This is a genomic window from Streptomyces sp. NPDC059080 (assembly GCF_042739975.1).
Classification (GTDB): Bacteria; Actinomycetota; Actinomycetes; order Streptomycetales; family Streptomycetaceae; genus Streptomyces; species Streptomyces benahoarensis.
This window is the reverse complement of sequence record NZ_JBHYGX010000060.1, coordinates 14,458-29,873: the sequence shown is the minus strand read 5'-3', so window position 1 is coordinate 29,873 and position 15,416 is coordinate 14,458. Positions and strand designations below refer to the sequence as shown.

At 72.3% G+C, this 15,416-nt stretch carries 9 protein-coding genes; 2 read left to right on the top strand and 7 right to left on the bottom strand.

All coding sequences use genetic code 11. From position 1 onward, the window contains the following. Positions 1–426 precede the first annotated feature (426 nt). On the bottom strand, positions 427–3,306 hold the full coding sequence (locus ACFWWQ_RS28315; protein WP_384601945.1) for a vitamin B12-dependent ribonucleotide reductase: 2,880 nt from the start codon (positions 3,304–3,306) through the stop codon (positions 427–429). A 118-nt stretch (positions 3,307–3,424) separates the two neighbouring features. Then, complete coding sequence (gene nrdR / locus ACFWWQ_RS28310) at positions 3,425–3,952, bottom strand: transcriptional regulator NrdR (protein WP_384601943.1); 528 nt, start codon at positions 3,950–3,952, stop codon at positions 3,425–3,427. Between the two features lie 655 nt (positions 3,953–4,607). Here nrdR and lexA point away from each other — a divergent pair. Further along, positions 4,608–5,408 (top strand): transcriptional repressor LexA, encoded by an 801-nt coding sequence (lexA, locus tag ACFWWQ_RS28305; RefSeq protein WP_384601941.1) that lies wholly within the window; start codon positions 4,608–4,610, stop codon positions 5,406–5,408. Positions 5,409–5,496: 88 nt separating this feature from the next. Here the strand turns inward: lexA and ACFWWQ_RS28300 are convergent, their stop codons facing one another. The 5 genes from ACFWWQ_RS28300 to ACFWWQ_RS28280 form a co-directional block, all read right to left on the bottom strand. Continuing rightward, positions 5,497–7,473: an ATP-dependent DNA helicase gene (locus ACFWWQ_RS28300; RefSeq protein WP_384601939.1), complete on the bottom strand. Its 1,977-nt coding sequence runs from the start codon at positions 7,471–7,473 to the stop codon at positions 5,497–5,499. Positions 7,474–7,514: 41 nt separating this feature from the next. Next, positions 7,515–9,488, bottom strand: coding sequence for an IucA/IucC family protein (locus ACFWWQ_RS28295; RefSeq protein ID WP_384601937.1), 1,974 nt, complete (start codon positions 9,486–9,488; stop codon positions 7,515–7,517). 178 nt (positions 9,489–9,666) lie between these two features. Then, positions 9,667–10,344: a GNAT family N-acetyltransferase gene (locus ACFWWQ_RS28290; protein WP_384601935.1), complete on the bottom strand. Its 678-nt coding sequence runs from the start codon at positions 10,342–10,344 to the stop codon at positions 9,667–9,669. Positions 10,345–10,469: 125 nt separating this feature from the next. Beyond that, positions 10,470–12,392 carry an IucA/IucC family protein gene (locus tag ACFWWQ_RS28285; RefSeq protein ID WP_384601934.1) on the bottom strand — a complete coding sequence of 641 codons (1,923 nt, stop codon included), beginning with the start codon at positions 12,390–12,392 and terminating at the stop codon, positions 10,470–10,472. Between the two features lie 11 nt (positions 12,393–12,403). Continuing rightward, a complete protein-coding gene (locus tag ACFWWQ_RS28280; RefSeq protein WP_384601932.1) occupies positions 12,404–13,783 on the bottom strand; it encodes a diaminobutyrate--2-oxoglutarate transaminase family protein in 1,380 nt (459 codons plus the stop codon). A 266-nt stretch (positions 13,784–14,049) separates the two neighbouring features. Between ACFWWQ_RS28280 and ACFWWQ_RS28275 the strand changes: the two genes are divergently transcribed. Then, positions 14,050–15,273, top strand: coding sequence for a trypsin-like serine peptidase (locus ACFWWQ_RS28275; RefSeq protein ID WP_384601930.1), 1,224 nt, complete (start codon positions 14,050–14,052; stop codon positions 15,271–15,273). Positions 15,274–15,416: the final 143 nt, after the last annotated feature.

The following is a 15,416-nucleotide window of genomic DNA, read 5'->3' as shown; positions in this document are numbered from 1 at the left end:
GCCCCGCGCGCGGCCGCCCCGGCCGGGGTCAACCCGGCCGCGCCCCGGCCGCGGCCGCTACCGGTGGAGATCGCCACCGCGAGTTCTCCGGACTCATCGCCGACCGGTAGCCGACCGGTAGCTGCACGACCAGGGAGATCACGTGGACCGGGACGACCGGATCCGTCACAGCTCGTCGTTCGGCGCGTAGGCGGCCGCCTACGCCGAACACGTGCTGACCTGCGTGCTGCGCGTCCGGCGGCGGCGAAGGTCATCGGCGCTCACGAACCCGGTCGGCAGCACCACTGACGGTCAGCGTCCCGGGCACCACCTTGAGGCGGAAACGGCGGAGAGGGAGCCGACTCGGCGTCGGCTCCCTCTCTCACCTACGGATCAACGGCCTCAGCACCGGATGCTCAGAGGCGCCGGAGGCGATTCCGCTCGTTCTCAGCTGCAGCCGCTGGTCGAGCCGCAGCCTTCGCAGAGGTAGCAGCTGCCCGCGCGCTGCATCTTCGTCCCGCAGGAGAAGCAGAGCGGGGCGTCGGCGTTGATGCCGAGCTGCATCTCGACCAGTTCGGCGTTGGTGTGCGCCTGCTTCTTCGGAGCCGGGGCCTCGATCTCCGCGGCCGGGACCGCGGGTGCGGGGGCGGGGGCGGGCGCCTCGGTCTGGCGCGGCGCGGACTGCGCCAGGCCCTCGACGTCGACGTCCTCGGACGGCTCGTACGAGCCGGTGTCCAGGTGACGCTGCCGCTCCTCGACGGAGTGGATGCCGAGCGCGGAACGGGTCTCGAAGGGCAGGAAGTCCAGCGCCAGGCGGCGGAAGATGTAGTCGACGATCGACTGTGCCATCCGCACGTCCGGGTCGTCCGTCATACCGGCCGGCTCGAAGCGCATGTTGGTGAACTTCGAGACGTAGGTCTCCAGCGGCACGCCGTACTGAAGGCCCACCGACACCGCGATGGAGAAGGCGTCCATCATGCCCGCGAGAGTCGAGCCCTGCTTGGACATCTTCAGGAAGACCTCACCGAGACCGTCGTCCGGGTAGGAGTTGGCGGTCATGTAACCCTCGGCGCCGCCCACCGTGAAGGAGGTGGTGATGCCGGGACGGCCCTTGGGGAGGCGTTTGCGGACGGGGCGGTACTCGACGACCTTCTCGGGCGCCGGCTCCGCGGTCTCCGCCTTCGCCTCCTCCTTCTTCTTCGCCGACAGCGGCTGGCCGACCTTGCAGTTGTCGCGGTAGATCGCGAGCGCCTTCAGGCCGAGCTTCCAGCCCTCGTAGTAGACCTCCTCGACCTCCTCGACGGTGGCCGTCTCGGGCAGGTTCACGGTCTTGGAGATCGCACCCGACAGGAAGGGCTGTGCCGCGGCCATCATGCGGACGTGCCCCATGGCCGAGATCGAGCGGGCGCCCATGGCGCAGTCGAAGACCTCGTAGTGCACCGGCTTCAGACCGGGGGCGTCGATGACATTGCCGTGCTCGGCGATGTGGGCGACGATCGCCTCGACCTGCTCGGGCTGGTAGCCGAGCCGCTTGAGCGCCTTGGGGACCGTGTTGTTCACGATCTGCATGGAGCCGCCGCCGACCAGCTTCTTGAACTTGACCAGGGCGAGGTCCGGCTCGACGCCCGTGGTGTCGCAGTCCATCATCAGGCCGATGGTGCCGGTCGGCGCGAGGACGGACGCCTGCGCGTTGCGGAAACCGTTCTTCCCGCCCAGCCGCAGCACGTCCTGCCACGCCTCGGTCGCCGCGGCCCACACCGGGGTGTCCAGGTCGTCCATGCGCGTGGCGACACCGTTGGCGTCGGAGTGCTGCTGCATGACGCGCTTGTGGGCGTCGGCGTTGCGGGCGTAGCCGTCGTACGGGCCGACGACCGCTGCCAGCTCGGCGGAGCGCTTGTAGGAGGTGCCGGTCATCAGCGAGGTGATGGCACCGGCGAGCGCGCGGCCGCCGTCGGAGTCGTAGGCGTGGCCGGTGGCCATCAGCAGGGCGCCGAGGTTGGCGTAGCCGATGCCCAGCTGGCGGAAGGCGCGGGTGGTCTCGCCGATCTTCTCGGTCGGGAAGTCAGCGAAGCAGATGGAGATGTCCATCGCCGTGATGACCAGCTCGACGACCTTGGCGAAGCGCTCGGCGTCGAACGACTGGTGGCCCTGGTCGTCGTCGCGCAGGAACTTCATGAGGTTGAGCGAGGCGAGGTTGCACGAGGAGTTGTCCAGGTGCATGTACTCGCTGCACGGGTTCGAGGCGGTGATCCGGCCCGACTCCGGCGAGGTGTGCCAGTGGTTGATGGTGTCGTCGTACTGGATGCCGGGGTCGGCGCAGGCCCAGGCGGCCTCGGCCATCTTGCGGAAGAGGCCCTTGGCGTCGATCTCCTCGATGACCTCGCCGTTCATCCGGCCGCGCAGGCCGAACTTCGATCCGGACTCGACGGCCTTCATGAACTCGTCGTTGACGCGGACGGAGTTGTTGGCGTTCTGGTACTGGACGGACGTGATGTCGTCGCCGCCCAGGTCCATGTCGAAGCCGGCGTCGCGCAGCGCGCGGACCTTCTCCTCCTCCTTGACCTTGGTCTCGATGAACGCCTCGACGTCGGGGTGGTCGACGTCGAGCACGACCATCTTGGCGGCGCGGCGGGTGGCGCCGCCCGACTTGATCGTTCCGGCGGACGCGTCGGCGCCACGCATGAAGGAGACCGGACCGGAGGCGTTGCCGCCGGAAGAGAGCAGCTCCTTGGAGGAGCGGATGCGGGAGAGGTTCAGACCGGCGCCGGAACCGCCCTTGAAGATCATCCCCTCTTCCTTGTACCAGTCGAGGATCGACTCCATGGAGTCGTCGACGGAGAGGATGAAGCAGGCGCTGACCTGCTGCGGCTGCTGGGTGCCGACGTTGAACCAAACCGGCGAGTTGAAGCTGAAGACCTGGTGGAGCAGCGCGTACGCCAGCTCGTGCTCGAAGATCTCGGCGTCCGCCGGAGAGGCGAAGTAGCCGTTCTCCTCGCCGGACCTGCGGTACGTCGTGACCACGCGGTCGATCAACTGCCGCAGGCTCGACTCGCGGGTCGGCGAGCCCACCGCACCACGGAAGTACTTGCTGGTGACGATGTTGACCGCGTTCACCGACCAGAAGTCGGGGAACTCGACGCCACGCTGCTCGAAGTTGACCGAGCCGTCGCGCCAGTTGGTCATGACGACGTCACGACGCGCCCACTCCACCTCGTCGTACGGGTGCACGCCGGGGGTCGTGTGGATGCGCTCGATACGCAGCCCCTTGCTCGCCTTGCTGCCCTTGGCGCGGGAGCCGCGTGCCGGGCCGCTCGTCGTCTCTGTCATTCCGCCTCCCTGTACGGGCGAAAACGCCCATATGTGCACACTTGTTCCGTGGCACGGTGTCTGTCGTTCTGCGGCCGGAGCGCCTGCACGCGCCCCGGTCAGATGTGATCGCGCCGCGCTAGTCGGCGGCGGTGGCGGGCTCGGGAACGGACGCGGCATCGCCGCCGTCCGCCCCGCACTCCCGCTCGGGCGGCCCCTGCTCGCGCTGCTCACGCAGTTCGGCGATGGCCGCCTCGAAGTCTTCCAGCGAGTCGAAGGCCCGGTACACGGACGCGAAGCGCAGGTACGCGACGAGGTCGAGTTCCCGCAGCGGTCCCAGTATGGCGAGCCCGACGTCATGGGTGGACAGCTCGGCGCTGCCGGTGGCGCGCACCGCCTCCTCGACCCGCTGGCCGAGCTTGGCGAGGGCGTCCTCGGTGACCGGCCGCCCCTGGCATGCCTTGCGCACGCCTGCGATGACCTTGGTGCGGCTGAAGGGCTCGGTGACCCCGCTCCGCTTGATCACCGTGAGGGACGCCGTCTCGATGGTGGTGAAACGGCGAGAGCAGTCGGGACACTGGCGACGGCGGCGGATCGATGTGCCGTCGTCGGTGGTGCGGCTGTCGACGACCCTGCTGTCCGAGTGCCTGCAGAAGGGGCAGTGCATGGCTCCACCCTCCTCACCTCGGAACTGCGCGGACGTACGCCGCCGGAATCCGCGTACGACTGATCGGCCCCACGAGGGCCCTTCCAGGCCCTCGGAGCAGTCACCAGCATAGGCGATCCACGGGGGCCCGCCGGACCAGACACCACAACTTGTAGGTGGTCGGCGCCATCCAAGCACTAGATGTGGTGTCGGGACGCACATGGACGCCTACCGCGTGTCGCGGTGGAGGCGGGCCGTCGGGGTTGGCCACGAGCCTACGGGAAACCACTCGCGGGGCGGCCCGCAGGGGCCGGAATGACGGAATCCACACGCGGGGGGCACGGACGACGGGCCGCGGCCGGGCGGCCCGCTCCCGCTCCCTTCCACCCCGTTCCGGGCACCCGGGGGCCGAAGGGGATAATACGGAGCGAAGCGGCCTTCGGGGTCCGCGTCGGGAGCCGCCGCCCCTTTGCAATCTTTCCGGGTGCGACGGACGCGCGCGGGGTGCGGCGTGCCACCTGTCGGACCGAATCGCCGTTCGGGTCTCCGGTCCATACACCAGACACGCGAGCGAGTCAGTAGATTCCCAGAATTTCACTCGAACGTGTGTTTGGCGCAACCTTTCGAAAGCAACTACCGTTGGCTATCTAGGGAGCACATTCCGAGAGGGGCTGACGTGACCACCACCGCAGACAGCGCGACCATCACCGCACAGAGCCACTCCCAGGGCCGGTTCGAACACCCTCAAGTGGCACGGAGCACACCGATGGACGACCCCGCGCCGGATGCTGCGGAGCAGAAGCCCACCCGTGCGCTGCCGGGACGGCCACCGGGGATCCGGGCCGACAGCTCGGGGCTGACCGACCGCCAGCGCCGCGTGATCGAGGTGATCCGGGACTCCGTGCAGCGCCGCGGCTACCCGCCGTCGATGCGGGAGATCGGCCAGGCCGTCGGGCTCTCCAGCACCTCGTCCGTCGCCCATCAGCTCATGGCCCTGGAGCGCAAGGGCTTCCTGCGGCGCGATCCGCACCGCCCCCGGGCGTACGAGGTCCGCGGCTCCGACCAGGCCAGCAGCGCGGCCACGGAGACTGCGGGCAAGCCCGCGGCGTCCTACGTCCCGCTCGTCGGGCGGATCGCCGCCGGTGGCCCGATCCTCGCCGAGGAGTCCGTCGAGGACGTCTTCCCACTCCCCCGCCAGCTGGTCGGTGACGGTGAGCTGTTCGTCCTCAAGGTCGTCGGCGACTCCATGATCGAGGCCGCGATCTGCGACGGCGACTGGGTCACCGTCCGCCGCCAGCCCGTCGCGGAGAACGGCGACATCGTCGCCGCGATGCTGGACGGCGAGGCCACCGTCAAGCGTTTCAAGCGCGAGGACGGCCATGTGTGGCTGCTGCCGCACAACGCCGCCTACCAGCCGATCCCCGGCGACGAGGCGACCATCCTCGGCAAGGTCGTGGCGGTCCTGCGGCGGGTCTGACCTCGCCCCCACGAGCGAGCCCCGGGACCACTGCGCCGGTTCCGGGGCTCTGCGCCGCCCGGCGGACGTTCCCGCCGCCGGGTCTGTGTCAGGCGCCGCTCTCCGCCTCCCTGGCCGCCGCGTCGATGGCCGCGAGCGACCGGCGGACCTGATTGCGGTCGGTGGTGTACCAGAAGTCCGGCATCGACTTCCGCAGGAACGAGCCGTACCGGGCCCGCTCCAGCCGGGGATCGAGCACGGCGACGACGCCGCGGTCCCCCGTCGCCCGGACCAGCCGCCCGGCGCCCTGGGCCATCAGCAGCGCCGCATGCGTCGCCGCCACCGACATGAAGCCGTTGCCGCCGGCCTCCTCCACCGCCTTCTGGCGGGCGCTCATCAGCGGATCGTCCGGGCGCGGGAACGGCACCCGGTCCATCACCACGAGCTGGCAGTTCGGGCCCGGCACATCCACGCCCTGCCACAGCGACAACGTGCCGAACAGGCAGGTCCGGGCGTCCGCCGCGAACGTACGGATCAGCTCGCCCAGGGTCTCCTCACCCTGGAGGAGCACCGGCATGTCGAGACGGCCGCGCATCGCCTCGGCCGCAGCCTGCGCCCCGCGCATCGACGAGAACAGGCCCAGCGTCCGGCCGCCCGCCGCCTCGATCAGCTCCGCCAGCTCGTCGAGCATGTCCTCCCGGCTGCCCTCACGGCCCGGCTGCGCGAGGTGCTTGGCGACGTAGAGGATGCCCTGCTTGCCGTAGTCGAAGGGCGAGCCGACGTCCAGGCCCTTCCAGACCGGGGCGTCGTCCTCCCGCACGCCCTCCGGGGAGAGGCCCAGGGACGCGCCGACGCCGTTGAAGTCGCCGCCCAGCTTCAGGGTGGCGGACGTCAGCACCACCGAACGGTCCGCGAACAGCTTCTCGCGCAGCAGCCCGGAGACCGACATCGGTGCCACCCGCAGTGAGGCGCCGAAGCGGTCGTGGCGTTCGTACCAGACCACGTCGTACTCGGAGCCGTTCGCGATGCGCTCGGCGACGGCGTGGACGTTCTCCACCGACGCGAGGGCCTGCTTGCGGACCGCGTCCTCGTCCTGGACGTTCTTGTCCCGCGTCGAGCCGAGCGCGGAGATCACCGTACGGGCGGCGTCCCGCAGCGCCATCAGGCAGTAGCCGAGATCCTCCGGGATCTCCTCCAGGCGACCGGGCAGCGCCAGCTCCATCAGCCGCTCGAACGTCTCGGACGCCGTCTGCAGCTGGTCGGCGGCCTTTTCGTTGACGAGCTTGGCGGCCCGGCGGACCGCGCGGTTGACCTGCCCCGGGGTCAGCTCGCCGGTGGCGACGCCGGTGACCCGGGAGACCAGTTCATGGGCCTCGTCGATGATCAGCACATCGTGCTCCGGCAGGACCGGCGCACCCTCGATCGCGTCGATCGCCAGCAGGGCGTGGTTGGTGATCACGACGTCGGCGGTCTTGGCGCGCTCCCGGGCTGCCTCCGCGAAGCATTCCGCGCCGTAGGCGCACTTCGAGGCGCCCAGACACTCCCGGGAGGCGACCGAGACCTGGCCCCAGGCGCGGTCGGAGACGCCGGGCGTCAGGTCGTCGCGGTCGCCGGTCTCCGTCTCGTCCGCCCAGTCGCGCAGCCGCAGCAGGTCCTTGCCGAGCTTGCTGGTGGGCGTCGCCGCCTCGAACGGGTCGAAGAGGCCCTCCTCCTCTTCCTGCGGCACGCCCTCGCGGAGGCGGTGCAGGCAGAGGTAGTTGGAGCGGCCCTTGAGCATGGCGAAGTCGGGGCGGCGGCGCAGCTGCGGATGGAGCGCGTCGACGGTGCGCGGCAGGTCACGCTCGACGAGCTGACGCTGTAGCGCGAGGGTGGCCGTGGCGACGACCACGCGGTCGCCGTGGGCCAGCGCCGGCACCAGATAGCCGAGGGACTTTCCGGTGCCGGTGCCGGCCTGCACCAGCAGATGCGACTGGTCGTGCACGGCCTCGGCGACGGCCTCGGCCATCGCCACCTGGCCGGGCCGCTCGGTGCCGCCGACGGCGGCGACGGCGGCGTGCAGCAGATCGTTGAGGGAGGGCTTCGTCATAGCGTGGCCAGCCTACGCGGGACCACTGACAGCCCGCCCCGTCATGGCGTGTGCAACGGGTTGGGGACGGTGCCGTGGACCGTGGCGTGCGGGCGTTCGGTGCGGTCGCGGTAGCCGTCGGTGTGCAGACGGTTGCGGTTCAGGCACAGCCGCTCGATCCGCGGGGTGAGCAGGTCGAAGAGGACGTGCCGTTCCTTGAGGGCGGGGAAACGTTCATGGTGGCGCAGGATCTCCGCCCGGACGAGGGACCAGAATTCCCGTTCGGGAACGCCCAGTTGCTCCTCGTAGAGCGGTGCGAGGTAGCGGAAGACACCGACGAACAGCCCGGAGTGGATGAACTGGGTGAGGAACGCCGGCGGCTCGGTCAGCAGCACCGCGCGGACCTCGTCCGGCATCGCGTCGTGCTCCGGCAGCGGCGTGGCGCTGATGTTGACGTCGTCGACGAAGTCCTTGACCGCGAGCCGGACGGGCACGTCCCGGACGTCGAAGACGACGATGGCGTTCTCGCCGTGCGGGGAGAAGACCGTGCCGTAGCGGTAGAGGAAGTGCAGCAGGGGCGGCAGGAGCGCGGCGAAGAGGCGGCGCAGCCAGACCCGGGGCGGCAGGCCCGAGCGGCGGACGAGTTCGGCGGTCAGGGCGCGGCCGTGCGGGTCGGTCTGGAGCAGCGAGGCGAGGGTGCGGGCGCGTTCCCCGGGGTCGAGATGGCGGATGAGCGGCTCGCGCCAGATGCAGCCGAGCAGCTCCTTGTACTGGTAGGGGACTCCGGGCAACCGGTCGTAGAGCGGGTGGTGGACGGTGACGGAGGCGGTTTCGCCGAGGAGGATCACCCGCGTCTCGTCGCGCAGATACGGGTCGTTGTCGCGCAGCGCGTGGACCCAGCCGGTGACGGCGGGGGCGGCGGCGGTGCGTTCGGTGGGCAGTCCGCGCCAGACGAGGGTGTTGAGGACCGACAACGGGAGCTTGACGGTGCGGGCGTGCGGACGGCTGATGTTGAGGAAGGTCCGGATCGACTGCTGCGGCAGGCGGAGGTCGTTGTCAGTGGGCAGCGCGATGATGGATCTGTCGGCCAGTTGCGGCGCGAAGAGCGGCGCGACGGTCTCGTCCCACTGCCAGGGGTGGACGGGAAGGTAGAGGTAGTCGGCGGGGTCGCGGTCCTCGGCGGCGACCGCGTCGGCGAAGCGGTCGCGGACGGCGGGGGGCAGTTCCTCGCCGTAGAGACGGTCGGGGGTGGCCAGTGCGGGGATGCCGCGGTAGAGGGCGAGGTCGCGGTGGGCGGCGAGCCAGGGCAGGCGGTGCGGGGTGCGGGATTCGGGGGCCCACTCCGCGGCGTCCCGGGCGGAGAAGCCGAGTCGGCCCTTGTTCGCGACGAGCCAGGGGTGGCCGCTCTGGTGGCCTTCCAGGGACGCGTAGTCCAGGTCGGCGAGGGCGTCGGCGTCGAGCGCGGTGGCGTCCAGCCGGGCGTCGGCGGCGAGGGTGGCGGTCAGCTCCCGCAGCAGGTGCCCGGTGGTGTCGCCGGACAGCCCCAGGACGGTGTCGTGGGCGCGGGTGAGAAAGCGCAGCGGGTCGGCGTCCGGCGTGAGCGAGTCGGGGTCGACGCGCCAGTGTCCGTAGGCGCCGCGGCGGGCGGTGAAGCGGTAGACGAGGTCGTCGGCGACGGGCAGGCGGTAGCGGGTGGGGCGCCTGTCGGGGACGGACGGGACGGGCGTCGCCTCGGGTCCGGTGCCAGGCTCGGGCGCGGCGGACGCGGCCGCCTCGGCCGCAGGCATGGGCACGGCGGCCGCGGTCTCCGCAGGCGCGGCCGCGTCGGCCCTCAGCCCGGGCTCCGGTTCGGGTTCGGGTTCCGGTTCCGGTTCCGGTTCCGGTTCCGGTTCCGGTTCCGGCCGGATGATCTCCTCATAGGCGAACTCCGCCAGCGTCTTGGCGAGCAGGCGGCGCGCGGCGCGGCGCCAGAGGTGCGGGGCGGGCCCGGGCTCGTCGGCGGCGTGCGGCGCGGCGGGCCGGTGTTCAGCGGTCACGGTGGGACTCCTCGTGGTGGGACCGCACCGGCACGGCGGGGACAGCCGGCGGTCACCGGATGAAAGGGGTCGGTCAGGGGCGGCGCTTTTCCTTCGCAGAGGTGGTGGCGCGGACGATTACGGGCAGGGCGGTCGGGGTCCGGACAGCGGTGCGGGGCCGTCGGCGGACGACCCCGGGTCAGAGCGGGTCAAGGGGTTCACGGTCGCGGATCATCAACGCGGCGCGCTTGTCGGGCAGTTCGATCTCGCCGCCGTACCGGAAGCCGGCGGCGCGGAAGGCGGCGACGGAGGGGGTGTTGCGTACGTCCGGTTCGGCGACGACGCGGGTGCAGCGCGGGCGGTGGGCCAGCACGAGATCGGCGACGGCCCGCAGCAGGGCCGAGCCGAGGCCGCGTCCCCGGTGGTCCGCGCCGAGGAGGAGATGCAGACCGGTGTCGTGCGGGCGGGCCGGGTAGTGGCGGGCGAGCGGATCGAGATCGGCGCGGTAGATCTCCCAGTAGCTCATCGGGACGCCCGCCAGGACGCCGAGGCAGGGGACACTGCGGCCGTCGCCGGTGAGCTGAGGGTGCAGATGCGCCGCGGTGACCTCGGGAGGGCCCGCGAGTTCCCAAGAGGACGCGACCGCCGGATCGTTCATCCACACCGCGATGCGGGCGAGGTCGGCGGCGGGGTCCACGGGGACGAGGGCGAACGGCCCGTCGGCGGTCCTGGCGGGCGGCCATCCGGCAAGCCCGTCGAGGAGCGGCCCGGCGGCGGGTCTGGCGGGCGCCGGGGGCCCCGCGGCAGACAAGGGCTCCGGGGCGTGAGGCAGCTGCCGGACGGGGGTGGTGCCGGAGCCGGGTTCAGTGGGGGGCACGGAGGCGCTCTCCTCTCGTGGCCCCAGGAACGCGGATCGGCGCGTCCCCGGGGCGGGCCGGGGCGGGTGGCGGGTGCGCCGCGCCCCGGGCTGTCCTGGTGCTTGCGGGTGTCGAACGAAATGCCCTAGGAGGCCAGTGGGTTGGCCAGGGCGAGGTAGACGGATTGGGTGTCGACGGGCCCGACGAGTTCGTCGAGCCCGTACAGCCGGGTCGCGAGATTGGCCTTGCAGCGCAGGGTGCGCGCGGTCAGCAGCAGCTCCGGCAGGCGGGAGCGGTGGGCCGCGGGCGCGGTGGCGGCGTCGGCGAGGAAGTGGCGGAAGGCGGCGAGCAGGACCTCCTCACGGACCAGGTGTTCGGCGCCGAAGGCCCCGATGAGGCCGAGGACGTTGTTGATGGCGAGGTAGTAGGCGAAGCGTTCGTCGGTGACGTCGTCGGGGACGAAGGTGTCGCTGGCCTCGCCGAGACCGGGCAGGCGGGCGGTGAGTTCGTCCCGCCGCGAGGTGCGGAAGTAGTAGCCCTGGTTGTCGCGGTAGCGGCCGCCCGCGGGCCAGCCGTCGGCGTCGAGGAGGACCAGGGTGTTCTGCTGGTGGGCCTCCAGGGCGACGCCCGCGGTGCCGTCGAGCCACAGGACGGGCCGCACGACGGCTTCGAGGTAGCGCAGGAACCATTCGGTGGCGACGGCGCCCGGGGTGCGGCCGGTCCGCGCGCCGAGGGCGGTGATCAGTACGGCGAGGCGGGACCGCATCTCCGGGCGGCCGGGCCAGGGCCGGGGCGAGGTCAGCCCGGCCAGGCAGACCGCGTCGTCGCCGGGGCGGAAGGGGTGGTGCCGGATGACGGCGTCCAGGCCCTGGACGGGGGCGCCGTCGGGTCCGTCGATGGCGAGGTAGGCCGGGTCGCGGATGATGTCGAATCCGGGGTGGGCGGCCTGCCAGCGGGCGGCGAGGCCGGTGCGCAGCAGCCGGTGCATCTCGACCCCGCGGAGCAGCTCCTTGCGGAGGTTCTCCCGGCGGGAGTTGGTGATCCGCAGCCCGAGGGAGAGCTTCAGCATCGCGTCGGAGCCGGGGCGGCAGACGGTACGGACCGAGGAGGTCGGGTACCAGACCGGGCCGCCCGGTCCGAGGTCGGTGAGCGCGCCGGAGTCGAGGAGCGCGGCGACCTCGGGGCGGGTGGCGAGGTCACGGGCCTGCCAGGGGTGGAGCGGCAGCGGGACGGTGCCGTCGGGCGGGGGCGGGGCACCGGCGGCGAGGGCGTGGGCGAGCCGGTCGGCGGGGACGGTCCGGCCGCGTTCGGTCCAGGCGGAGTCGGCGGCGAGAACCGAGGGGTGCACGGCCATCCAGTGGAGCGGGAAACCGCCGCGCAACTCGGGTGCGTAGAGATGGTGTTCGGCGTCGGTGAGGCCCTCACGGCTCTTGGGGGTGGGGTGCAGCGGGTGGCCGAGGAGGAGGGACTGTTCGCCGTCGAGGAAGCGGGAGTGCCCGGCGTCGGCTGGGCGGGCGCGGCGGTCGGCGAGGAAGACGGCGGTGGTGCGGACGGAGGAGGCGACCCGGCCGACGAGGTCGGCACCGTCGCCGCAGGCGGTGCCGGACCCGGGGCGGGCCGCGTCGTGGGCGGCCTCCCGGCGCAGCAGTGCGGCGAGGGTGACCGCGTCGAGCGGGGCGGCGCCGTCCGGGGTGCCCTCCAGGGTGGGGGCGCCGAGGCGGTGCAGGCCGGTGGGCGACCAGTAGCGGACGGGGATGTGCAGGGCGGTGGCGCTGGCGTGCAGCGGGATACTCAGCCGGCCGCCCGCGGGGCGGTGGCCGCCGCTCTCACGGATCCAGCAGCGCAGCAGGTTCTCGACGGCGGCGGCGTCGGCGGCGCGGGCCGGGTCCGGGTGGTCGAGGGGGTCGGGCTCCGTGGGGAACGGGTGCGGCGTGGCGTCCGGCTCCGGGGCGGGGTCGGCGCCGCGCCGCTGGGCCTGGCGCGGTACGCCCGGGCCGAGGGTGTCCGTGCCGGGGCGGGCGGGGCGCTCGGGGGCCTGCGTCCCGTCGGTTCCGGGGCGTTCGTTCATGGGGAGGTGCCTCACTGTGTGGTGGGGGACGAGCCGGTCGGGCCCGGGGTGGGGCGGACCGCCGCGGCGAGGGCGTCGGCGAGGCGGTCGAGGATCGCTTCGGCCTGTTCGTCGGTGAGGGTCAGGGGCGGCAGCAGCCGGACGACGGACTGGTGGCGGCCGCCCAGTTCGATGATCAGGCCGCGCTCCAGGCAGGCGCGCTGGACGGCCGCCGCGAGGCCGGGGGCCGCGGGCAGCTCACCGGCCGGGCCCACCTCGCCCTCCGGGTCGACGAGTTCGACGCCGAGCATCAGGCCGCGGCCGCGGACGTCGCCGATACAGGGGTGGGCGGCGGCGAGCACCTGGAGCCGGGCGAGCATCCGGGCGCCGAGGGCGGCGGCGTGCCGGTCGAGTCCGGCCTCGCGGACGTGGGCGAGGGTGGCGCACCCGGCGGCCATCGCGAGTTGGTTACCGCGGAAGGTCCCGGCGTGCGCGCCGGGACGCCAGGTGTCCAGCTCCTCGCGGTAGACGATCACGGCGAGCGGCAGGCTGCCGCCGATCGCCTTCGACAGGACGAGGACGTCGGGCACGATGCCGCTGTGCTCGATGGCCCAGAAGGCGCCGGTGCGGCCGACGCCGGTCTGGATCTCGTCGACGATCAGGGGGATGCCGCGGGCCGCGGTGATCTCCCGCATCCGCCGCAGCCAGGCGTCCGGGGCGGGGATCACGCCGCCCTCGCCCTGGACCGGCTCGACGATCAGGCCCGCGGGGTCGGGCACCCCGCTCTTGGGGTCGTCGAGGAGGGATTCCGTCCAGCGGGCGGCGAGTTCGGCGCCCCGTTCGCCGCCGGTGCCGAACGGGCAGCGGTAGTCGTACGGGTACGGCAGGCGGGTCACGGCGGTGTGCCGGGCGCCGCCGGACGCGGCGAGGGCGCCGGCCGTCATGCCGTGGTAGGCGCCGGAGAAGGCCATCAGCCCGTCCCGGCCGGTGGCCGTGCGGACGAGGGTGAGTGCGGCCTCGACGGCGTCCGTCCCGGCGGGCCCGCAGAACTGGATCCGCGCGTTTTCGGCCAACTCGGCGGGCAGAGAGGCGAACAGCTCGGTGACGAAGGCGTCCTTGACCGGGGTGGCGAGGTCGAGGACGTGCAGCGGGGCGCCGGAGTCGAGGACCGTGCGGACGGCTTCGAGGACGACGGGGTGGTTGTGTCCCAGGGCGAGGGTCCCGGCGCCCGAGAGGCAGTCGAGGTAGCGGCGGCCGTCGGCCCCTTCGATGGTCAGCCCGCGGGCGCGCACCGGCACGATCGGCAGGGAGCGCGCATAGGTGCGGGCCGCGGATTCCCGCTGGGCCTGCCGTCGCAGGATCCCCTCGTGGCCCGGTGGCGGGGCCGTCGGTACGGATTCGGTCAACGCCACGTCGGTCGTGTCCTCCGGATGAAGAGCTGCGGCGCACGGGCCCGGCGGGCGGCCCGGCGTTCCCCCGTACGTACCAACGACGCTCACGGCCCGGGATCACGGTCGTGGGAAAGATCCTTACCAGCCGGAACCGGGGGCCCGGCTAACGCCGTCCCCTTCAGCACCGGCATAGTGGGGGCTTGCGTCCGGCGGCTTGCGGTTCATGACAAAAGCCGTGGCGGGCGTGCCACAGCAGCTCAGATCGATGTCTCAGGGGGAGTTCACCCATGCGTCCCATACGTCCGCCCGCCCGCCGTACCACGCCGCGGGCGCGCCGTTCCCCGGCTCTGGCCGCCGCGCTGACCGTCGTCGTGGCGCTGACCGCGACCGCCTGCGGGCCCGGCAGCGGGGACGCGGACGCCAAGGCCAGCGCCTCCGCGGCGCAGGACGCCCCGGGCGGCACCGAGATCAAGATTCCGCAGGACGTCCAGGAGAAGCTGAAGAAGCACGGCATCGACCTGGACAAGTGGGAGAACGGCGAGTGGAAGAACTGGGACCGCGACAAGTGGCTCCGGCAGGCCGGGGAGTTCATCAACCCGATCATCAAGGACTTCTGGGACCCGGACAAGATCGAGAAGGTCAAGCCGCCGCAGGACCCGAGCAAGCCCGAGGACATCTCCGAGGACCAGGGCAAGACCGACCCGGAGCCCGCCGCGGTTCCGGCGCAGCCGGTACAGACGCCGTACACCTCCACCACTCCCGGTGTGGGTCTGCTGCTCTTCAGCACGCCTGAAGGTGAGTCGCGTTGCTCGGCCACGGTCGTCAAGGACCCGGCGCACCCCGGCAAGTCCAACCTGGTGTGGACGGCCGCGCACTGTGTGCACGCCGGTAAGAACGGCGGTTGGTACCGCAACATGATGTTCGTGCCGAACTTCAACCGGAACGGCGCGTCCGCCGCCGAGATGAAGACGGCGCCGTTCGAGGACCGCGTCCCGGCGGGCAAGTGGTGGGCCGACGACATGGCCACCTCCAGCGAGTGGATCAAGGACGGCGGCGCGGTGCCGGGTGTGCCGATGGCGCCGTACGACTTCGCGCTGATGCACGTCAAGCCGGAGGAGGGCACCAGCGGCAAGTCGCTGGAGGAGATGGCCGGTGGCGCGTACTCCGTCAACTTCAACGCGCCCGCGATGAGCAAGATCCCCAGCCTGACGGCGCAGGGTTACCCGGCGGAAGCGCCGTTCGACGGTGCGCTCCAGGAGCAGTGCACCGACAAGCCGACCCGCCTGTCGATGGATGCGGTCAAGCCCACCATGTACCGCATCGGCTGCACCATGACCGGTGGTTCCTCCGGTGGTCCCTGGTTCGCGAAGGGCGCCGACGGCGAGCCGGAGCTGATCTCCAACATGTCGATGGGTCCGCGTCCGGCCCGTTGGTCGGCCGGTCCGCACCTGGGTCCCGAGGCCCGGAACATGTTCCACGCGATGAGCAAGCGCTGGGCGGCGAAGGGCTGATCCGCCCCTGACGTCCCGACAGCGGTGAAGGGCCGCGCCCCCCGGGGGGGCGGGCCCTCGGGGGGGGGGAACCGCCCCGGGGGCGCGGCCGGGGCGAAACGCGGGGGCACGGCGGCGGGGTGCGGATTGTCGCCGGGCCGGTG